This window comes from Neobacillus mesonae (assembly GCF_023715155.1).
GTDB lineage: Bacteria > Bacillota > Bacilli > Bacillales > Cytobacillaceae > Neobacillus > Neobacillus mesonae_A.
Genome location: NZ_JAMBNQ010000003.1, coordinates 62,141 through 84,135, shown reverse-complemented (window position 1 = coordinate 84,135; position 21,995 = coordinate 62,141). Strand labels below are relative to the sequence as shown.

Annotated in this window: 16 protein-coding genes; 2 read left to right on the top strand and 14 right to left on the bottom strand. The window is 35.7% G+C overall.

Annotated elements, in window-relative coordinates; genetic code table 11:
* Positions 1-205 precede the first annotated feature (205 nt).
* The 3 genes from M3183_RS04775 to M3183_RS04765 all read right to left on the bottom strand — a co-directional run bounded on the left by M3183_RS04775 (position 206) and on the right by M3183_RS04765 (position 3,452).
* Positions 206-1,045: a DegV family protein gene (locus M3183_RS04775; protein ID WP_251467052.1), complete on the bottom strand. Its 840-nt coding sequence runs from the start codon at positions 1,043-1,045 to the stop codon at positions 206-208.
* 525 nt (positions 1,046-1,570) lie between these two features.
* Positions 1,571-2,254, bottom strand: coding sequence for a response regulator (locus M3183_RS04770; protein ID WP_251467050.1), 684 nt, complete (start codon positions 2,252-2,254; stop codon positions 1,571-1,573).
* Between the two features lie 55 nt (positions 2,255-2,309).
* On the bottom strand, positions 2,310-3,452 hold the full coding sequence (locus M3183_RS04765; RefSeq protein WP_251467047.1) for a sensor histidine kinase: 1,143 nt from the start codon (positions 3,450-3,452) through the stop codon (positions 2,310-2,312).
* Between the two features lie 362 nt (positions 3,453-3,814).
* Between M3183_RS04765 and M3183_RS04760 the strand changes: the two genes are divergently transcribed.
* A complete protein-coding gene (locus tag M3183_RS04760) occupies positions 3,815-4,450 on the top strand; it encodes a YigZ family protein (protein WP_251467045.1) in 636 nt (211 codons plus the stop codon).
* A gap of 199 nt (positions 4,451-4,649) precedes the next feature.
* Positions 4,650-5,645, top strand: coding sequence for an LCP family protein (locus tag M3183_RS04755; protein ID WP_251467043.1), 996 nt, complete (start codon positions 4,650-4,652; stop codon positions 5,643-5,645).
* Positions 5,646-5,722: 77 nt separating this feature from the next.
* Here the strand turns inward: M3183_RS04755 and M3183_RS04750 are convergent, their stop codons facing one another.
* The 11 genes from M3183_RS04750 to M3183_RS04700 form a co-directional block, all read right to left on the bottom strand.
* Positions 5,723-6,769 (bottom strand): glycosyltransferase family 4 protein, encoded by a 1,047-nt coding sequence (locus tag M3183_RS04750; protein WP_251467041.1) that lies wholly within the window; start codon positions 6,767-6,769, stop codon positions 5,723-5,725.
* 198 nt (positions 6,770-6,967) lie between these two features.
* Positions 6,968-7,708, bottom strand: coding sequence for a WecB/TagA/CpsF family glycosyltransferase (locus tag M3183_RS04745; protein WP_251467039.1), 741 nt, complete (start codon positions 7,706-7,708; stop codon positions 6,968-6,970).
* 116 nt (positions 7,709-7,824) lie between these two features.
* Complete coding sequence (gene tagH, locus M3183_RS04740) at positions 7,825-8,625, bottom strand: teichoic acids export ABC transporter ATP-binding subunit TagH (protein WP_251467037.1); 801 nt, start codon at positions 8,623-8,625, stop codon at positions 7,825-7,827.
* Positions 8,626-8,676: 51 nt separating this feature from the next.
* Complete coding sequence (locus tag M3183_RS04735; protein ID WP_251467034.1) at positions 8,677-9,507, bottom strand: ABC transporter permease; 831 nt, start codon at positions 9,505-9,507, stop codon at positions 8,677-8,679.
* 116 nt (positions 9,508-9,623) lie between these two features.
* The gene (locus tag M3183_RS04730) at positions 9,624-10,829 is read right to left on the bottom strand and encodes a CDP-glycerol glycerophosphotransferase family protein (protein ID WP_251467031.1); all 1,206 of its coding nucleotides are present in this window, start codon (positions 10,827-10,829) and stop codon (positions 9,624-9,626) included.
* Positions 10,822-11,220 (bottom strand): glycerol-3-phosphate cytidylyltransferase, encoded by a 399-nt coding sequence (gene tagD / locus M3183_RS04725; protein WP_251467029.1) that lies wholly within the window; start codon positions 11,218-11,220, stop codon positions 10,822-10,824. The genes M3183_RS04730 and tagD overlap by 8 nt, the downstream gene beginning before the upstream one ends.
* 186 nt (positions 11,221-11,406) lie before the next feature.
* Complete coding sequence (locus M3183_RS04720; protein WP_251467027.1) at positions 11,407-13,629, bottom strand: SH3 domain-containing protein; 2,223 nt, start codon at positions 13,627-13,629, stop codon at positions 11,407-11,409.
* Positions 13,630-13,952: 323 nt separating this feature from the next.
* The gene (locus M3183_RS04715; RefSeq protein WP_251467025.1) at positions 13,953-16,472 is read right to left on the bottom strand and encodes a glycosyltransferase; all 2,520 of its coding nucleotides are present in this window, start codon (positions 16,470-16,472) and stop codon (positions 13,953-13,955) included.
* Between the two features lie 21 nt (positions 16,473-16,493).
* On the bottom strand, positions 16,494-17,459 hold the full coding sequence (locus M3183_RS04710) for a hypothetical protein (RefSeq protein WP_251467023.1): 966 nt from the start codon (positions 17,457-17,459) through the stop codon (positions 16,494-16,496).
* 114 nt (positions 17,460-17,573) lie between these two features.
* Positions 17,574-18,758 carry a CDP-glycerol glycerophosphotransferase family protein gene (locus tag M3183_RS04705; RefSeq protein ID WP_396953696.1) on the bottom strand — a complete coding sequence of 395 codons (1,185 nt, stop codon included), beginning with the start codon at positions 18,756-18,758 and terminating at the stop codon, positions 17,574-17,576.
* A 195-nt stretch (positions 18,759-18,953) separates the two neighbouring features.
* A complete protein-coding gene (locus M3183_RS04700) occupies positions 18,954-21,980 on the bottom strand; it encodes a glucosaminidase domain-containing protein (RefSeq protein WP_251467020.1) in 3,027 nt (1,008 codons plus the stop codon).
* Positions 21,981-21,995 lie beyond the last annotated feature (15 nt).

The following is a 21,995-nucleotide window of genomic DNA, read 5'->3' as shown; positions in this document are numbered from 1 at the left end:
GCCTTCCCAGTGGGCAGCTTTCCTTGGGAGTGCGCCTTGCCCCCGGTACTTTTGTTGGATTCCGCGGGTTTCTGATAAAATCCCGCGGAACTGCTCCGGTATTCCGCCGGTTTTCACATTAATTCCGCGGAGTCCCCGCGCCCCCGTATAAACTAAAGACCATTCCAGCCAAAAAGGCCGGAATGGTCCAAAAGGTCAACCAATTTTATTTTTTCATCCAGCCCATTCCCATGGAGCCTTCTCCTAGATGTGTGCCGATCACTGCTCCGAAATAGCCAATGGAAAACTCAACATTCGGATATAATGCAGCTAGTTCTTTTCGCCATTCATTTGCCTCTTCTTCACGGTTGGCGTGAATAATAACAGCGCGGTATTGTTCGCCGCTGGATGCGTCCTCGCCTAATAAATCGGCGATTCGTTTTAATGCCTTTTTTCGTGTACGGATTTTTTCAAATGGAACAATCACTTTATTTTCAAAATGCAAGAGCGGCTTTACCTGGAGCAAACTGCCAATGAAGGCGGCTGCTCCGGATAGCCGGCCGCCGCGCTGGAGATGGGATAGGTCATCAACCATAAAATAAGCACGGGCGGACTTCTTCAACTCTTCCAAACGGGCAATGATCGCTTCGGGGTTCTCTCCCCTTTGTGCCCATTCGGCCGCTTCCAATGCATAAAATCCTTGAACCATACAGCTGATTTCCGAATCAAACGCATATACCTTTATGTCTTCCACCATTTTGCCGGCCGTGACTGCTCCTTGATAGGTACCGCTTATGCCGCTCGAGAGATGAATACTGATGACGGCATCATACTCCTTGGCCAAATTCTCAAACAGCTCAACAAATTGGCCGATTGGCGGCTGGGAAGTGGTAGGCAGATCCTTGGTCTTAACCTCTTCGTAAAACTGGTTCCATGTAATATCAATTTCTTCTTGATAGACCTCGTTTCCAAAAATTACATTCAACGGGATCATATATATATTCCACTTTTCAAGCATTTTTATCGGAATGTACGCGGTACTATCGGTAACAATTGCCGTTTTCATTGCTATCCATCCTTGTCTTTTTCAACTAACCATACTTGTTTAATATTTTAGCTGAAGGCTCTTTTCTAAAAGATTGTTGCTTTTTGCACCCTTTTTAAGATTCGTTCAAAAAAAAGAGGTAGAAATTCCCGTTATTTAAGAAATTGGATGTTAATTAGCTGAAATAGACGGAGGAATTTCCCTTATTTGATTTTGAACTGCTAAAATCGGGTGCTTTTCATTGAATAACGGAAAAAACTCCGCTTATTTTTTACTATTTAAGCTTAATTTTGCAAATAACGGGAAAACTTCCGCTTATTTTTTTACTTCCAAGGGGGCTATCCTGTAATCCAGCTTTTTCGCAGAGTCCGCTTATTCCTAAATAGAATAAACCACCGCTTTTCTTGGCATAACAACATAGTTTACGAAAACAGCCTAGCTGAAAAAGGAACAAATTGCATTATTAAGCCTTAAAATACGACTTTTGCAAAAAGCAGCTGTAAAAAAGCACGCAGCCGGTTGAACTGCGTGCCCCTTTATATGAACTTACCTTACTTCTACCCAGCCATTTTTAATAGCGGAGACAACAGCCTGTGTACGGTCGTTGACATTCATTTTTTGTAAAATATTGCTGACATGGTTTTTAACGGTTTTTTCACTAATGTAAAGCGCCTCGCCGATTCCGCGGTTGCTTTTTCCATCTGCAAGCATTTGCAATACTTCACATTCACGGCGGGTTAATAAATGCAGCGGGCGGCGGATTTCTGTTGCCGGCACATAGGAACCGCCCCGGGTAGCACCAGCAGCAAGTTTACGATATTCATTTACCAAATTATGTGTCACCTTTGGATGGAGGTATGAACCGCCATCAGCGACCACACGCACTGCTTCAATTAAAGCATCTGCATCCATTTCTTTTAATAGATAACCCATGGCACCGGTTTGCAGTGCATGTGTGACATAGTTCTCATCATCATGAATAGATAAAATGATTACCTTTGTTTTCGGATATTTTTCAATGAGTTCGCGTGTAGCTTCAACACCATTCATTTGCGGCATGTTGATGTCCATAATCACCACATCAGGAAGATGTTCTTCAACAAGTGATAAAGCCTCCGTACCGTCATCACCTTCTGCTACAACCTGGAACGATTTTTCAAACTCTAATATTCGTTTTACCCCTTCTCTAAAAAGCTGGTGATCATCGATAATAACAATTTTAGTAGTCATTTCCTGCTCCCTCCTATTTCCTATACATGTATCCATAAAAATATTCTCTTTATTTTTAGTTAATGAATGGAACACGGATAAATACTTCGGTTCCTTTGCCGATTTTTGAATTAAAGGTAATTTCCCCATTCAACAGATCGACCCGTTCCTTCATGCCGATAATCCCAAAGGATTCCGGTTTTTTCTGATTCATATCGAAACCGACCCCATTGTCCTTAATGAGAACATCAACAGCCGTCTTGCTTATTTCCAGCCTTACTTTAATTTGACAGGCATTCGCATGTTTCAATGCGTTTTGCACCGATTCTTGAATCAACCGGAACAGGGCAACTTCATATTTTGCCGGCAGCCTTTCCTCCAGTCCTAAATTCTCAAATTGAATGCCGGACTGATTATGATATTCTTCAATCGTTCGTAAGTATTTTCTTAGCGTAGGGACAAGGCCTAAATCATCCAATGCCATTGGGCGCAAATCGTAAATAATCCTGCGGACTTCGTAAAGCGCAGATCGCACCATCTTTTTAAAACTTTGAATCTCCATTAAGGTTGATTCCGGTCCTTCTTCGCGATAGACACGGTCAATTAAATCAGAACGGACAATGACATTTGCGAGCATTTGTGCCGGGCCGTCATGAATTTCCCTGGAGAGACGTTTACGTTCTTCCTCCTGAGCCTCAATAATTTTCAGACCAAAATCCTGCTTCGCTTTGGCATGTTCATATTGTTCACCAAAATATTTTAAATCGCTTTGTAAATAATTCATGACCACAGAAATTTGTGATATAAGCTGGTCAGCCCGTTCAATCGTTTCACCCAGTCCGACAAGCCTTTTGCTTAAGTCCTCACTTTTTTCCAGCAGCTGTTTTTTAAACTGCCAGTTAATCGAAAGGTCCATTTGCAGCTGATGTGCTTTTTCATAGGCTTCGCGGATTTCTTCTTCGGTAAAACTTTTAAATCTCCTACTTACCTCTGAAAGCCTGTTTCGGGCCTGATTGACCTGTGCCTGAAGAATAACTTCCTCATCCAGAATTTTTGTCATAGTCTGTTTGATTTCTGCTAATTCATTTGTTAACTTTTCGTAATCTTGCCGGCATTGCTCACTAATTTGAAAAATGTCACTTTTGCTGCATGTTACGGTTTCAATCATTTCCTCGCGAATTTCATCAATTGATTTAACTTTAATTTGTTCTAATTTCATTCCCATTACCTCCAGGGGGGTATTTCCCTATAGGCCTAATACACATTTTACCTTTATATACAGATTGTACCAATGAAAATGCTCAACCCCGCTTACCTATTGGCCCAAAATACCAAAAACATAGTATAATATAATGATACTATCCCATCATTAATAACTAAATTTTATTTCACTATTATATCATTCGAACTTTACACCCATATTAAAGGTATATTTCATTAACTTTTTAAAAAAATTTCAGGACTTTTGACGGACAACTTAAATCTTATAAAATAAATAACGGTACAAGCAAGGAAATGCAGGGTTTTTAAACAAATTTAGCATGGCTTCGTCAAATCCCATTTTAAAGGAAGGAACATTTGATGCTGAAAAATTACTATACAGTTAAAGAATATGGTGAACATGAAATTATTATCCAAAAATCCCGCTTTATTGCTCAAATAAAACGGGCAGAGACAGAAACTGAGGCACAGGAATTTATTCAAGAAATTAAGAAAAAGCATTGGAATGCTACCCACAATTGCTCTGCCTATTTAATCGGCGAGCATAACCAGATACAAAAAGCGAATGATGACGGTGAACCTAGCGGTACTGCCGGTGTCCCAATCCTTGAAGTATTGAAGAAAAAGAACCTCAAGGATACCGTTGTCGTTGTCACCCGTTACTTTGGCGGGATTAAACTAGGTGCTGGAGGCCTGATTCGTGCTTATGGCAAAGCAGCTTCTGAAGGCCTTCAAACGACAGGGATTGTCGAAAGAAAATTGACACAGGTCATTCATGTCAAAATCGATTACACCTGGCTTGGGAAAATTGAGAAAGAACTTCGTGCTTCAGAGCATAAAGTGAAAGAAATCCATTATTTAGATATTGTTGAAATTGAAACGTTTGTTACTGAAAGCCTGGTACAGGACTTCAGTGACTGGATGATTGAACTAACCAATGGACAATGTACGATCCAGAAAGGTGAAACTGTTTATTTAGAAGAATCTGTAAACTAAAAAACATTTATCTTTTGACAATGATTATATTTGCACTTGCGGAATATTACAATTGGGAAAAAAGTCAGACTCCCAATATGATAAGTAATTTTTTACCTTTTTTCAAAATTCATTTTACCAATCTGACAATCTATTATAAAATATAAAATAGGCATTATTTTGTCAGATTTCGACAGTTTTCTATTTAAGGAGGAAAGGTATGTCTATTAATAGACAATCTTATAAACAATACCAAAAGGTAAAAAAACGAAGGCGAAAACGAATTTTTACATGGATTGTAGTTCCATTATTAGTCCTGGTTCTTGGGGCTGGAGTTTATGCGGGCACACTGTATAAAAAAGCCGAATCAGTCATGAATAAGTCCTATAAACCGATTGAACGTGATTCAGCCCGGCCAAAACCGCTGACAATTGATAAAACTTCGATTTTATTCGTTGGGGTCGATGACAGCGAGAAACGAAAAAATAACGGACCTGCCCGTTCTGATGCTTTAATACTGGCAACATTTAATAAAAAGGATAAGTCCGTTAAGATGCTCAGCATTCCACGTGACTCTTATGTATACATTCCAGAGAAAGATATGTATACAAAAATTACCCATGCACACGCTTATGGCGGTGTAAAAATGACACTGGATACGGTTGAGAATTTACTCGACATTCCGGTCGATTATTATGTAAAGATGAACTTTAATGCGTTTATTGATGTAGTTAATGCACTTGATGGTATTACGGTCGATGTTCCTTATAAATTATCTGAACAGGACTCAAAAGACCATGCAAAAGCGATTACACTGGAAAAAGGAATGCAGCATTTAGACGGTGAAGAAGCCCTTGCTCTTGCACGTACCAGAAAAAAAGACAGTGATATCCAAAGAGGCGAAAGACAGCAGGAAATCCTTAAAGCTATTATGACCAAAGCAGCCTCTGTTAAATCTCTTGGAAACTACACTGATGTGATAGAAGCAGTTGGGAAAAATATGGAGACTGACTTAACATTTGATCAAATGAAATCATTCCTTGGATACCTTCAAGGAGGAAATAAATTAGATATTGAATCTCTTAGCCTTGCTGGTTCTGATGCCTATATTAATGGTGTTTATTACTATCAGCTGGATGATACGAAATTAGCAGCGACAAAGCAGGTATTGCGGAATCATTTAAACTTAACTGAGACAGCAAAAGCAGCAAATTAACCTGGGGAAAATTCCCGGGTTTTTTCATTTTCCAAAATAAAAACCGGTAAGAAGCAAGAGACCCGTTCCCATGCTTCCTACCGGTTTTTCAACATTCCCATGATACGTAATAATGGTTTGTAGTTCTTATTGATTAAGCCAATATTTTCGACAAATATTTCAATCGCTACGAGCAGTATGATGACAAAGATGATGGAACCCCATACCGTTGTCATTGTAAAAATAAAGGCTGCTAGTCCAAACATAGCACTCATCGCATAAATCAATAGTACTGTTTCACGGTGGGTATAACCTAATTTTAAAATACAGTGATGAAGATGTGATTTATCTGGTGCAGACAATGGATTTTTATTATACAGCCTTCTGATAATCGCAAAAAATGTATCTGAAATAGGTACACCTAGTATGATGATTGGTACAACAAAAGAAATAACCGCAATGTTTTTAAAACCAAGTAAGGACAAAACGGAAATCATATACCCTAAAAACAGGGCTCCTGAATCACCCATAAAAATTTTTGCAGGGTGGAAATTATATTTTAAAAATCCTAAGGTGCTCGCTATTAAGATAACACCCATTGTCATAACGTAGACATTCCCCATGACAACCGCCATTGCCGTAATGGTGAGTAAACCAATCGATGAAACGCCTGCAGCTAATCCATCTAAACCGTCGATTAAATTAATGGCATTTGTGATGCCGACAATCCAAATAACAGTTATTGGAATGGTTAGAATCCCAAAATCGATACGCCCATTAAATGGCAGATTGATAAAATCTACATCAACACCGCCCCAAAGTACAACAATCAGGGCAGCCGCTATTTGAAGGATAAATTTTACCTTAGCAGAAAGATCGTAAATATCATCTAATACACCTGTAATTAAAATAATGGCGCCGCCTGCAACAATAGCTGCATGATATGGACTATCAGGCCTCAAAATCAAAATTCCTAAAAGGAAGCTGATATAGATGGCCAAGCCGCCCAAACGAGGCATAATTTGATGGTGTACCTTGCGATGATTTGGCTGATCAGTTGCTCCTACTGTAAAGGCAAGTTTTTTTACAACTGGCGTAATAAGAATGGAGCATACAAAACATAATATAAAGGTCAGGTACAACATACAGACCCTCCTTACGGATAGGATGCCCCTCTAATTTGATTTAGAAACAGGCACATATTACTAAACACAACGATTATTATAGCATAAAAAATTAACATGGAATACATATTAAAATCACAAAAAATTTACAATTTAAATAAATTATGACTTTTACATTTCTCTCACTCATAAATTTGACGAAAATATCCCCTAAAAGTTTCACTTAGGTGATTCTGAAAATTTTACTTTTACAATCTGAACTAAAAACCGAGGCAGTGCCAGCATACGTTTCCATCTTGTCGGCTGTTTAAGCAAACGATAAAACCACTCTAAATTCATTTTACGCCAGAATTCCGGCGCCCGCTTTACCTCACCCGCCAGCACATCAATACTGCCGCCGACTCCCATAAACAGCCCCTTAGAAAAATGAGGCAGATTTTCTGCAATCCATTGTTCCTGCCTGGGAAATCCTAAAGCAACAAATACAATATCTGGTTTCGAAGCTTTAATCTCCTCCGCAACCGTCCCTTCTTCCCAGTCAAAAAAGCCATGATGACTGCCGGCAATTTGAAGCTGCGGATAACGGCTGGCAATATTGGCGATGGCTTTTTTATTGGTCTCTTCTTTGCCGCCCAATAAATAGATCCGCCACTTTTGCTTATTGGCAAGTTCCAGCAGCCTTACGGTTAAATCAAATCCAGCAACCCGTTCTTGTATGGGGGTTTTTAAGATTTTGGAAGCCATTACAATACCGATGCCATCAGGAACTACTATGTCAGACATTTCAACGATTGCTTTATAATCGGGATGCTCATGTGCATACATAGCGATTTCCGGATTGGCGGTGACGACAAAACTTTTTTTGTTGCTGCTTATCAATTGTTCGAGAATATCAACTACATCATTAAAGGATTTATTAATGAAATCAATTCCTAAAATTCGCACTACATTTGTTTCCATATAGAAATATTCCTTTTTAAGTTATTTTACTAATTAGCATGTCCAAAAAGAAAACCTAAATAGGCTTTAAAAGGGCCTTTTTAGGTTTTGAGAACTTTAGTTATTTTAAACTAATGTTAGATTGTTGCTAAACCTCTTTGTTTTTGCGTGACCTGTTCGCGGAACTTTTTTTGTTCTTCTTTTGACATGGATTTGTATTTCTTTAAGAATTTTTCATATTCGGGTATGACTTCTTTTACAGGTCCAAATTGCTTTATTTCCCCATACTCCAACCAAGCAGCTTTTTCACAGAATTCCTTTATCTGCCCCATTGAGTGACTAACAAAGAAAATAGTTTTTCCCTTCTCTTTAAACTCAAACATTTTATTTTTGGACTTTTGGGCAAAAACTTGGTCCCCTACTGACAATGCTTCGTCAATAATCAAAATATCAGGATTAACCGTAACCGAAATGGCAAAACCGAGACGTGACTTCATCCCGCTTGAATATTTTTTAACCGGCTGGTCGATAAAATTGCCAATATCCGCAAATTCTATAATTTCCGGTTCCATCGCTTCAATTTCCTTCTTTTTAAAACCAAGCATTAAACATTTCAATTCAATATTTTCCCGGCCGGTTAATTGGTTATTCAACCCGGAGGAGATTGCAATAATCGATGTTTGTCCAACCGTTTCCACCGTACCTGAAGTAGGAGGAATAACGCCAGCAATAATATTAGATAAAGTTGATTTTCCTGAACCATTTACCCCGACAAGGCCAATTACGTCCCCCTGATTGGCAGTTAACGAAATATCCTGCAAAGCATAAAAGTCTTCTCCATAGCCGCCGGGCAGAATTAAATCCAACAGCTTTTCAGAAGGCTTCTTATGCATTTTATATCTTTTATATACATTCTTCACAATTACTGTTTCACTCAAGAAGAATCACCTCAAAATTTGTAAAGCCTGTTTACCTTCTTCAGATAATCATTATAAATAATCAACAAATCGATTTCTAAATTTCAAATGCAATATAGAACCAACTAAGAAAAAGACAAGGGTTATTCCCCAGAAATATAGAGTTAATGTTGAGTCTTCCCATATATACCATGATGTCCCTAATAAGGATGCTCGATAGCCTTCAACAATATAGTATAGCGGATTTAATTTTAATAAAAACGTTAAATCCATATTTTTAAATTCCAATTTGTCTGTATGCCATAATAACGGTGTTAAATACAGAAGCATTCTGGTTATCGATTGAATAATTTGCTGCACGTCTCTAACAATAGTTGATAATGTTGATGTGATAAGTGCCAAAGCGAGTAAAAAAATCAATGTAGCCAGCATAAAATAAGGCAATTGAATAAAATAAACAGTGAGTTTAAACTGAGTAAATTGTAAAATAATTGTTACCAGTGCAACAAGCATTAAATGTGAATAAAACCCAGCCATAATAACATATGATGGAATAGCACTCATCGGAAAACTCATTTTTGCAATTAATTGCAGTCTTGAATAAATTGACTTTGAAGTACTGGTAATCATTGGATTCACGAAAAACCAAACTACCATACCTGTAACCATCCATATAAAAAATGGAGCCTGGACCCCATTATCTAATGTAATTTTTTGGCCTCCACGGATACCAACTCCAAATATGAACCAATAAATCACTAGTTGAATTGCTGGATTTAGAACTTCCCAAAACCTTCCTAGATAATTATTTACATTTGCACTTTTCATTTCAAAGGCTGATAACCTTAAAATTAAATAAAAGGAACTAATTTGCTCCTTAATTATGGTGATCATTGACTTCATGAAAAATTAGTCCTTCCTATAGCAAGTATAACCTTGTTCATTATACATTAATTTCCCCAAAGTGGCATAATAAAAACAAAGCCTCGAGCAGTAAATAAGACTCTCGAAGCATTTGTTTAATTATATTCAGTAATTTTGTCATACTCTTTAAATCCTTTTGATACATACAGATAATTAACTAAGTTTGAACTAGAATTACCTCTGGAATATTTATTCCAATATTCAGCATAATAATCAATTTTCGTTAAATCAAAACTCCCCTGTTTAATCAATTCAATAATAGTATCCGTATCTTTTACAATTGGCCCTGGCAGATTGTCTTCAAATCCATCTATTACACCGCGCATCTCCTTATATTCTTCCAAATCATAAGTAAAAAAGATAATAGGTCGATGTAACAAAGAATAATCAAATGGGATAGAAGAATAGTCTGTAATTAATATATCAGCTATAACTAATAGGTCATTTATTTCATACTTATCTGAGGAGAAATTATAAACGAAGTTAGATGTCACTGCCATTAAATCCTGCAAATTTTGAATAGCAGGATGCAGCCGTAGAATTAATTTATACTCATCACCAAGTTCTTGATGCATTTTTTCGATATCGAGCTTAAGCGAAAAATCATCTATTTGAAAATCGCGATAAGTTGGTGCATATAGAATTATCTTTTTCCCAGCTAAGCCGGGATGTTTTACTGTTAAAAAGTCTAATACCTTTTGCTTTTCTTTTTCATTAAAAAAGAAATCAGTCCTCGGTATTCCTGTCCTGAGGATATTTTCTTCCTCCAGATTAAAAGACTTTTTAAAAGTCTCAGCCATTACATCGGAACCGACAACCACTTTATGAAACCTATTATAGACTAGTAAAAAGCGTTGATTAGCCTTTTTACTTCGATTTTTTATTGATTTATCTTCAAGACCAAATTTTTTCATGGCACCAGAAGCATGCCATAATTGAATGCATTCGACTCCAGCCCTAAATCGAGTAGATGCTAAAAAGCCATAATAATTATCAACTAATATATACCGGGATGTAGCCAAATGGTAAACGGATTTAAACCAGTTTAAAATAGAGAACGTTTCAAACGGTATTTTTTTCACGCCCTGATAGTCCTTAAATTTAATAATGCTTTTTCCTTTACAAAGGAAAATAATCTCCGTTTTAATGTTTTTCTCCTGCATTTCCTTAAATACATATTGACTGTTATCTCCAAAGCTGATAACAAAGGTAGTTTTATCCTTGAGCGGCATACGATTAAAAAATGAAAACACACACTTAAAGACAAATAAATACAAAGAAATGGCTAGTTCTCTAGCCATTCTTTACCACGTTTAAGTCGTTTTTAATTTTGGATGTAGAAATGCCAATAGTCCTTGGCAAATAAACAACCTCGCAATATTCTTTAAGGAAATCAAATTTGCCTTTCCAATCGTCACCCATAACAAAAATATCGACATTATGGTCAATGACATCTTGAATTTTTTGATCCCAAGTATTTTCAGGAATGACTTCGTCAACATAACGTATTGATTCCAAAATCATTTTTCGATTTTCAAAACTATGATAAGCCTGTTTATTCTTCCCTTTGTTAAATTCATCAGTGGATAAACCAACTATAAGATAATCACCTAATTCTTTTGCACGGCGAAGTAAATTGATATGTCCAAAATGGAGCAAATCAAATGTTCCGTAAGTTAAAACCTTTTTCATGAGTGATAATCCTCCTAATTTTATTATAGGAAAACGAATAATTTTTTATTCAAAAAAAGTCGAATTTTGTACGTATTAATATACACCATACCATTATAAATCTATGAATCTTAAATTTCAATCATAAACATTTCCAATTTATAGCCAAAAAAGCAAAAAGGCTGACCTTTTAAAGTCAGCTTTTAACTATTGAAGTTCCATTTTAATGTAGGATTTACTTACCCACCCTGTTTTCCCGCCCGATAAGTTTACTTGATACCACTCTTTCGTTGGGTCGGTAATAATCTTTTGATTTTTGTCTAAAGCTAAAGATACATATTGATTTAATTTTAAAAGGCCAATAATGTTTTTATCTGGTGCTGAACGTATATTCAGGGAAGAAGCATTCACAACCCTGCCTAAGTTTAAAGCCGAAATATAATCTTTATATTTAGAGAAGCTAATATTGCTTAATGTATATTGATTTTTATTTAATTGTACCTTAACTTTAAAATCATTAGATTTTTCAAGCATGGTAAAAACTGTTCCTTTTTTTATTACGCTGGATAAATCTTTTTTAGCAAGCACCTGAATACCTTCTGGAAATTGATCGCTTCCCACTGGTATACCTGGGACGGAAAAATATCTTGTATCAACCTTTGGATTTTCATAATTGGTCTTATTAAATCCCATAATATTTTGCATATGCTTTGCTATCCCATTTCCCCAGTTAGGATCACTAGCATACCAAAAATTCATACCTATGCTTTTGCTATCAATCCGTTTTCCATTATTATCATTAGTTCGATATCCAAGCATAGCTCCTTCAAAATGTTTGCCATATGGATTTAGGTAATCAGCTTTCATTTTTTGGGCAACATAATTGATACATTGTTCTACTGACGAAAAACGATAAGCACTCACAAAAGGTGTGGCATCATAGGCGCCGTAGCCAAATAAGTTCTTTTTCTCTATCGATATAACTGAAGTCCCAAATCCGCTTTCATGGATGGCATGCGCAGCCAGGTATAAGGCATTAACTCCATACATGTTCCCAGCATCAATAAATGCTTGTCCTTTATTAAGAAGAACGCTCTGCGAACCATGCCTTTTATAATTCTTAGTGATATATGCATTTATCTGCTGTGCCGTGACGTTAGATTTAGTCCGCAGCTCAATAAACCGGTAATCTGTTAGTGCATATTCTTTTAAAAATCCACTTGAAACATATCCAGTTTTCCCGCCATATGTTACTTTGTACCAGCCGTCATTTAATCTTTCTGAAGATGTAATAGTTGTACCGTTAGGGATTGTTATGAGAATCTTGGTTCCTGCTCCTGATTCACGTAAATTTAAATCTGCTGTTACCAAGTAAGACTTTGTTACATTAACAGTAGTTTTTGTTTGTGTCTGTGGTTGCTCTGCTTTATTGACAGCAGCCGAAGCACTGTCGGCTGGCTTATTTACAAGTATTTTTGTTGGTTGTGTTTCTATTTTAACTGGTGCTGTTTGAAGATATGATAGTAATATATATCCTGTTTTTCCTTTATAAGTTACAACTGCCCAATCACTAATACTTTTTGCTGAAGAAACAATAGCACCTTTTGGGATTTGCATAACCTTGGAGTATGTACTTCCATATGAAGAATACATATATGTATTAATTTTTACTTGGAAGTCTTTTTTCGCAAAAGACTTAAATGATGCTTTAGTAACGTCACCGCTAAACACATAATAGTTTTTACCGTTGTATGAAACCTGATACCAAGTCTGCTTTATACTATTAACTGCCTTCTGTGTTGAATACAATCCAGTTTTATTTGAAACACTTGTCAGCGCTCTTTTTGTATTAGGCTCGGAATAAAGTTTAGCCGTCTTCTTGGTAAAATAATTTGTTCCAAGTGTCTTTGTATAAATATTGTATTCTCTTAGATAATCACCGCTGATCCACCCATATTTCGTTACTTTTTTACCTTTTGAAACATACGTATAGCTAACTTTATACCATTTTCCATTTTTTTGATATGCAGTTACTGTTTTTCCCTTTTTAACAGTTATAATTATTTTGTTTTTAGTGCCGACTCCGGACCGCAAATTTACGTTTGTCGAAGTGAGGAAATTAGTTTTCGTAATGGCTGTTGTTTTAACAACAGCTGTAGACTTTGTAAATGATGATTTAGTCACACTAACTGATTTTTTCTTTATGTATGAACCGCTGACCCATCCATTTTTTGATATATTTTTCCCCTTTAATTTGTATGTATATGTTACCTGATACCAGCTGCCCATTCTTTGGGATGAGGTAATCGTTGTTCCTTTGGGAATAGTTAGAAGGTTTTTATTTTTGGTACTTGGACCTGAGCGCAATATTACATTGGCAGTTGTTTGATAGGTGGTTTTGCTAAATTTAACAAGACTAGCGGCCTCCACATGACCTAGATTATTAGATAATATGGCAGAGATGTACTTATACTTGCACTTCCAAATAATATCCCGGTTGATAAGAAGACCACTTTCCCCATGTTCTTCAATAAATCCACTTCCTTTTCTCTCTCCTCAATTCTACAATTTTAGTAAACTTCTAATTATATAGTAGAAAAATCCCACGAATTTTCTTTTATTATCCAGTATTATGACGAAAAATGAAATAGGCAAATATAAAAAAATTAAAAATACTTTCCTGTATAAAAAGACCCAAAAACCATTTTAAGGTTCTTGGGTCTTTAATGCCTATAATACATAATTCAGGTCTTTTACATACTATTTTCAAGTACCACTTGATTAAAACGTTCCATTGCCTCGCTGTTATATTGATGATAATCAAATTTTTTAAATGCACTTTTATCTTTTTGCTGAACAAAGTTAATAATACTTTTTGCCAAGGCCATTTCATCATTATTTATTAAAGTGCCATATCCACCCTCCAAAACGCTTCTTACACCTGTTACATCGGTCGCAATAATTGGTTTTCCAATAATCATAGCCTCAAGTAATACCAATCCTTGCCCTTCATAATTTGAAGCAAGGATAAAGCAGTCACACTTACTCAGCAATGCAAATGGATTTTCAACTTGCCCTGTCAGAAACACCTTATTTTCCAGTTCTAAGTCTTTAATTAGGGTTTGAAGTTGATTTTTCAAAGGGCCCTCACCCACGATATATAATTTCATGTGCGGCTCTTCTTTCAATGCTGTATAAAAAGCCCTGATTAACTTTTCATGCCCCTTTTCCGGGGAGAGCCTGCCGATTGAAATAAAATTAATTTCGTCCGTGTTGGGCAATACCGCACCTTTAAACCGGATAAGGGAACTATCGATTTTTGTTTCCAGGACTAAATAAGAATTTCCTTCATAACGGGCGGTTTCCCGGCTTTCTTGGAGCTCTAATACCTTATTGCTATTTACCAGGTTATGAATATACGTCATTTTTTTCTCTGCATTTGGAATAAACTTCTTTAAGTTCTTATAATTGGCCTCATGAGTTGAAGGAGCAACAGATAGAATTTTATCGTAATACTTATATGTAGAAAAAACGACTCGTAAATTCTTTCTATGCTTATACCTGCCATTATTTTTTTTATAATATTCTTTAGCCATATCACTATGCAGATAAATAACTTTTTGTTTTATATTTGAAAAGGCGAATAATAAACTCCAAAGATTGCTATAACCGCCAAAATTAATGGCAATATCAAAGCGGGTGTTGCCAATTAGCCTTTTCAGTTCGAGTTCATACACCTTTTTCGGAACCAGGCGTTCCATTATTTTTCCATGAACCCCTCTGAAAAGCGTTAATTGATGACGATAACTATCCCATAAGGAACGATTGAGTTCTCCAGGTCTATAGATAAAATGCACATTCTTATGGACCTTTCTCATGTTATTCCATTTTTCCTCTTTACCTTTATGGTTCTCTATCACGACAACTTCGTATCTGTCATAATCGATTTGATCTAATAAGGTTAATGCAGACATGGTAATTCCATTATTATAAAAAGCACCGCAATACATTAAAATTTTCTTCTTATTGGTTAAAGTAGAAATCAATTTATTCTTAGAATTCTGCTGGAATACGATATCAATAAACCTTGAAGATGCCTTGCCGTCATCATGATAACAATATGTCTGCTTATAGTTTTCATATTTCTCTTTATAAATTCTCATTGTCGTTTCTTCATCCAAAATATAATCTGCTGCATCATTCATTCTGCGGCAAAGCGGACCCGGTAATGTAGGTAAAGGCAGGTAAAAACCGCGTTCTTCGGCATATTGTTCGATATCATCCCCATAAAAAATAATCGGTTTACCTGTATGAAGAAACTCGAAAAAAATGCTGGAATAGTCGGTAATTAAAATATCAACGCCTGCTAACAGCATATTGGTATCATACCAACTAGGTACACACATATCCTCTAAACTATTTTCCTGAAAAAATTTATAGGCAAAATAATGCGATTTAAGCAGTACCACATATTTATTACCCAGCAGCTGTTTTAATTTCGTCACTTCAGTAAGCAGTTTTTTACTCGTATCTGTTTCCTTTCCAACTGTTCCGCGCCATGTTGGAGCATAAAGGACAACTTTTTTATCCAAAGGAATCCCAAGAAATTCTAATACATCCTCTCTATTTGCCGCAAAAGTTAAGTCCACCCGAGGGTAACCAATGTCAGCTATTTTTCCGGAGAATATTTCCTTTATATCATGGGATGTTAATAATTTTTCATAGGTAAATTGATTTGGACTTACCAACAAATCGGTTTGCAATAGATTCCGTTGAATATTTTTATGATCACTCATCCCTGCATTTTTTATATCTTTCCCTAATGTCTTTAATGGCGTTCCATGCCATGTATTGATATAAACCTGTTCCTCTCTTTTAACAAAATAAAAGGGAAAGGAAGTATTATTGATTAAATATTTTGCTGTTGCCAAATACCTTATATAGTTAGGATCATGAACAGCAATTATTTTCACATTAGGCTTTTTACTAAAGCTTTCAACCAAAGGATTCATTTGATTCACTACTATTACATGTGTGAAATGTGTAAAATCCTCATGTTGAATCAGTTCTAAAAAGATGGCAAATGGATTCCCGGTAAAATTTTGTCCATGATAAGATTCATACAAGATCATGTGTTTATCTACTGGATACTTCTCTAAGCATTTACTGTAAGCCGCCCTTATTCGAAAGCCCTTGTTTCGAAGATATTCATTTACCGGCTTTCCCGCCACTCTCATTCTTCTGATTACACCTTTTGCAATTCTCTTATACAAAATGAATACTCCTCCTCGGGATTATGTGTTTGAAACTTTAATCCCTAATTGCTGATTTAGTTCTTGATATTCTAAAAATGTATACCAGCTGCTTTTGATCTTTTTAGCTTTAGGTAATTTCCTGCGGACAGAATTAATAAAAGGAATTTCCAACTGAAATTCATCTTGGGAAATCGAGACAAATATGTCATATATACCAGCTTCTAGTTTCAGTTGATGGTAATCAATATCGGCTTCAAAACCTGCATATTCATAATTTAATGTATTATTTCCATGGTTAGGATGCTTCGACAACCAGTCAATATATTGGTTCGTCATTTCCATCTCTTGTATAACCTGATCATCCCGACTTTTAAACCGAAGTGTCTTTTTCGCAGATTGTATACTTTCTTGATGGAATCCAGGTATATAAATAAAACCGCTTAAGCTGGCTCGATTCCTTCTCCAGTTAATGGAGTCTAACCGACCATTGGGAACTGGAATAAAAAAGTCACAATGATTAATTAATTTATAGGGATCATATAATCGATTTATCAAATAAAGCCTGTTATCTACACCATTTGTTCTTGCCATAGATTCGATTGTGCTTTTTAAAGGTCCGGTACCAATAATAAAAAAATATATATTTTCATACATCCTCATATTTAAGAGTACTTCTTCAATGGCCTCTTTTACTTTATCTCCAAATAAATACGTCATAATCGAAATATTAATCGTACTTTTTTGGGGACTTTTGATTCCAAGTGCATCAATACTGCCAAGCTCATTACTCATTTCCAGCAGTAAATATTGTTCTCCCTGAACCTCCATAAAATCTTTTTGATCCGGTTCTTTTTTTTGAAGATAAATTGTATTGGCTACGTATTCATTTTTACTCTGTTGGAAAACAGACATTATCTCGTTGGCGGTCCTTTGATTGGGATCCATATCTTTTACAAGGCGATAGGAGAAAATTGGGTCCTCTTTATATTGAGAATGAACTGCCATAATTTTTTAATCCCCTTTCTCAAAAAACAGATTTACGATATTCCTATTTTCTCCAAAAAAGCGTTAAAAAAACCCAAATACACTAGGCATTTGGGTTTTTTACGCTTTATCCTATTATTTATTTTTTAATATAACTTGTTTAACCACTCTTTCAGCGGCATGCCCGTCCTCTAAGTAACAAAACTTTTGGTAAAACTCATTCATTTTATTGCTGTAGATTTCACTCTTATCATAGCCTTTTATAGCATCTATTACTTCTTCAGTCGTTTGTACCAGCGGTCCTGGTGCCTTTTCAGCAAGATTGAAGTAAAATCCTCTAATATCTTCCTTATATTCATCCAAATCATAGGTAAAGAAGATCATTGGACGTTTTAAATTTGCATAATCAAAAAATACTGATGAGTAATCGGTAATCAACAAATCACTTATTACATACAGCTCTTGAATATCTTCATGCTTTGAAAAATCAAAGACAAAGCCTTTAAATTTATCTAAATTAAAGTTTTCTGCCACCAAGTAATGCATTCTAAGAATAACAATGTATTCATTTCCCAACTCATTCTGCATTTGAGATAGGTCTAAATGTAGATCAAATTTATATTTTCCTACCTGATAAAACTGATTATCTCTCCATGTAGGTGCATAAAGAATGATCTTCTTATCCCTAGGAAGATGATGAGTTTCTTTAAACTTTTCCGCAATGTCGTCTCGCTCTGGCTTATAAAAGATATCATTTCTGGGATACCCAGATTCAATTACTGTCTTCTCAAACCTGAAAGCACGCCTAAAGATTTCTGTAGAATACTGGTTGGGGGAAACTAAGTAATCCCAGTTTCTTGATTCTTGATAAAAATGCTGTTTATAGTCGTCTGTAGTCGTCCCTGGCATTCGTACTTCTTTCATATCAAATACCAGCTTTTTCAAGGGAGTTCCATGCCAGGTTTGCAGGTAAATGGTATGCCTGGGTTTTGGTATCCATAACGGCATACGGCTGTTAGTCACCCAAAATCTTGCTCTTGACATTAAAAACAGCCATTTAATTGAAAAGCGCTTGGCATAATGGACTCCTTTGTCTTGAAATCCCTTTTCAAAACGAGGGTCAACACTCCATATTAATTCAAATTCGGGATGGTTATCTTTTATAAACTCATAAATCGCTCTTGGATTATCGCTATATTGCTTTCCAAGAAAGCTTTCAAACATAATTAAGTTTTTCTTTGCTGGTAAAGTTGAAACTAATTGAAATAATAATTTGTATGCCAATTTGATTATGGGTAATTTTTTCAATGATGATATCAACCGTTTGCTCTCCTAACCATAATTTTTTACAATTTTAATTCCTTCCTAATATAAATTATTTATTTATAAACCAGTGTTGTCAACATAGTAAATCATCATTTTAAGCACACCTTTTAAAGGCACCTCTATTAAATTATTTTTTAAAAAAAGAAAAAAGGGGGAAAGAATTTCCTTTCGACCCCTTTTCAAAATATATTAATTTTTTATTTCCTTAATAAATTGACCTGAAACCCAGCCAGTTTTAGTGGAACCAGGAAGGTAAACATTATACCAGCCATCCTGTTTTATAGGATTTCCGTCTTTTACAACTGCTTTTAAATAACCGTTCGCCTTAACTGAACCAATCTTACTTCCATCAACAGGCTGATTTCGAATATTCAAGTTTGACCAAACATTGTAAACCTGGAGTAAGTTATCTATCTTTATGCTGTTTCCATATACCCAGCCGCTTTTACCATTAATTATGATGCGGTACCATTGGTGATCATATGGATAATCTCTGCTAACTTTTACATCTGTGTTATACCCTAGAACGGTAATCTCAGAAGACGCAGATAAGTAATCCATATAGGTTGAACCGGAGGTATATGGTAAAGTTCTTAGACTTACATTCTCAATTATTTTACCAGAAATCCCCTTTGGAAAGTCAACTATAATATCTTTTGGATATGGCAGACCTGCAGGTATATTCCTGCTCAGATTAGAAGGGGCACTTCCTTTTAAAGGTAATTCAGAAACCGACGAATAGTATTTCCCACTATAAGGATCCATACTCTCCATTAGACTTGCAATTCCATTCTTCCAGTTTTGATCAGTAGCATATCTAACATTCATTCCCCTTAGGGTTGAGCCATATTCTGAATAATAATAGGCTGCACCAGGTGTTAAATAGTTAGTTCGAACCTTGTATGCCACTGCTGCAATACTATCTTCAATTGTAGGGAAGTAATATCCGCATGTAAATGGACATACATCATAGGCACCATAACCATAAAGATTATTTTTATATTTTATAAGGTTTGAGCCTCCCCAGCCCGTTTCCCAAATGGCATGTGCAACTAAATATAATGCATTAACACCATATTTATTTTGGACATTAATGAAGTTTTGAGCATAATCCTTTAATGGACTTGTCGGTTTCACCCTATTAAAATAATTTACTATATCGTTAGCAGTAATATTGGCAGGCTTTCTTAAATCTAAATCTAAGTAAGGACGGGTGGTGACATCGCTGACACTTATATAACCCGTATGTGCCTTTCCTTGAACATAAACTTTTGCTTTAAACCAAGAAGAAGTAAAAGTTTCAACCTTTAATTCTGAACCGCTTCGATATGATTTTAATACTGATGCACGTTTTGAAGCGTAAGAATACACTTTGATATTTTCTTTCGCCCAAACCTGTTTAGTTGAAGGTGCATCAACAGCGTTTTCTACATCACTTGATGCAATATACCCATTTTTTTTCTTACCATTAATATAGACGGTTGCAGAGTACCATCCATCTATAAAAGATCGGTAGGTTAAAATACGCCCCTGATCATAAGACTTCAATCTTTTTGAACTCTTTGATGCCTGTTCATATACTGTTGTCGGCTCTTTTAATGCCGCTCCAGTATATGTTTTCTGATTTTCAAAAGCATTTTTTACATCATTGACATTAATATATCCCGTAACTGCTTTTCCTTTGATATAAACCTTACACTCGTACCAGCCTGAAGTTAAAGTTTGATATTTTAGTACAGTACCTGCAGGATATGATTTTAATTCAGTCGAAGAGACAGACGCTTTTGTATATATTTTTGTAGGGCTTTTAAGTGCAACCCCATGAAGTGTTGTGGCTTTATTGGTCAGATTCTCTACATCTGCCTTAGAAATATACCCCGTAACTGCTCTGCCTTTAATATAGACGGTACATACATACCATTCAGAAGTTAAAGTTTTATAGACTAAAACGGAACCTTGATGATAGGTTTTAATAATATCTGAACTTTTCGCTGCACGTAAATATATATTCGTTGGATTTTTTAAAGCAATTCCTTTAAATTTACTCTGTGAATTAGTAATATTTTCAACATCACTTGCCTTAATATACCCTGTTTCATATTTTCCGTTAATATAGACGGTACATACATACCATTCAGAAGTTAAAGTTTTATAGACTAAAACTGAACCTTGATGATAGGTTTTAATAACATCTGAGCTTTTCGCTGCACGTAAATATATTTTAGTTGGATTTTTTAAAGCAAGCCCTTTGAATTTACTTTGTGATTTAGTAATATTCTCAACATCACTCACCTTAATATACCCTGTTTCAGCTTTTCCATTAATATAGACAGTACATTTATACCAGTCATTTAAATAAGTTTGGTATTTTAATATACTTCCTTGAGAATAGCTTTTTAATTCTTGAGAGTCAGTAGAAGGTGTTTTATAAACTTTAGTTGGATTTGCTAATCCAATTCCCTGAAGAACAACAGGAGTAATAGTTTCCTTTTTTACATCAGCAGTAAGCGAAAAGGTACTGATTTTGTTTTTAGCTTCTTCATTTTTTGCTGCTTCTTGTTCTAAAGAATTAGTAGTAGATTCAGTGTTCTTTTGAATCCCTTCATTTTGGACTTCTGGTACACTTTCTTCCTCTACTGCAGGACTATTTGCTGCATCTTGTGAAGGCTCATTTCCGCTTTTGTTTAAATCTGGGGTGTCTGCTGTATTTTCAGAAGCCTCATTTTCACTTTCTTTTAAAGCTGGGTCATCTGCAGTATTCTGAGAAGGCTCATTTCCACCTTCATCTAAAGCTGGGGTGTCTGCTGCATTTTGTGAAGGCTCATTTCCGCTTTCTACGGCAGCTTCCTTATCCCCTGCCCTATTAGTTCTAAACTCTTCAACTTTTGATAAGTCTACTACATGGTTATTTTCCACATAACCCATCAGTGTTTTCTGCCGTTGATCATCTAAGTACTGAACTAAGGTATATTCTTCCCCTTCTTCTATTACCGTTACAGCCGTATCATCCTTAATTGACCCAATTATTGATGAAGTACTTGAAGCTCCTTCATATAAATTTATACTTCCGTCAATTTCATCGGCAAATAATACAACCTCTATTTTTTCCTGCTCTTCATTTGTCCCCATAGCGTAAGCTGATGGTTGATTTGGAATAAACTGCAGAAATAAAAGAAGAATAAGAACATAAGAACTTATCTTTTTAGCTTTACTCACTTAATATTCCCCCGA

Coding starts and splice junctions, on each gene's coding strand:
- M3183_RS04760 (WP_251467045.1), top strand. CDS start 3,815: ATGCTGAAAAATTACTATACAGTTAAAGAATATGGTGAACATGAAATT.
- M3183_RS04710 (WP_251467023.1), bottom strand. CDS start 17,459: ATGGCAGTTCATTCTCAATATAAAGAGGACCCAATTTTCTCCTATCGC.
- M3183_RS04755 (WP_251467043.1), top strand. CDS start 4,650: ATGTCTATTAATAGACAATCTTATAAACAATACCAAAAGGTAAAAAAA.
- tagD (WP_251467029.1), bottom strand. CDS start 11,220: ATGAAAAAGGTTTTAACTTACGGAACATTTGATTTGCTCCATTTTGGA.
- M3183_RS04730 (WP_251467031.1), bottom strand. CDS start 10,829: ATGGCTAGAGAACTAGCCATTTCTTTGTATTTATTTGTCTTTAAGTGT.
- M3183_RS04770 (WP_251467050.1), bottom strand. CDS start 2,254: ATGACTACTAAAATTGTTATTATCGATGATCACCAGCTTTTTAGAGAA.
- M3183_RS04745 (WP_251467039.1), bottom strand. CDS start 7,708: ATGGAAACAAATGTAGTGCGAATTTTAGGAATTGATTTCATTAATAAA.
- M3183_RS04765 (WP_251467047.1), bottom strand. CDS start 3,452: ATGAAATTAGAACAAATTAAAGTTAAATCAATTGATGAAATTCGCGAG.
- M3183_RS04750 (WP_251467041.1), bottom strand. CDS start 6,769: ATGTTGTACCTGACCTTTATATTATGTTTTGTATGCTCCATTCTTATT.
- M3183_RS04775 (WP_251467052.1), bottom strand. CDS start 1,045: ATGAAAACGGCAATTGTTACCGATAGTACCGCGTACATTCCGATAAAA.
- M3183_RS04735 (WP_251467034.1), bottom strand. CDS start 9,507: ATGAAGTCAATGATCACCATAATTAAGGAGCAAATTAGTTCCTTTTAT.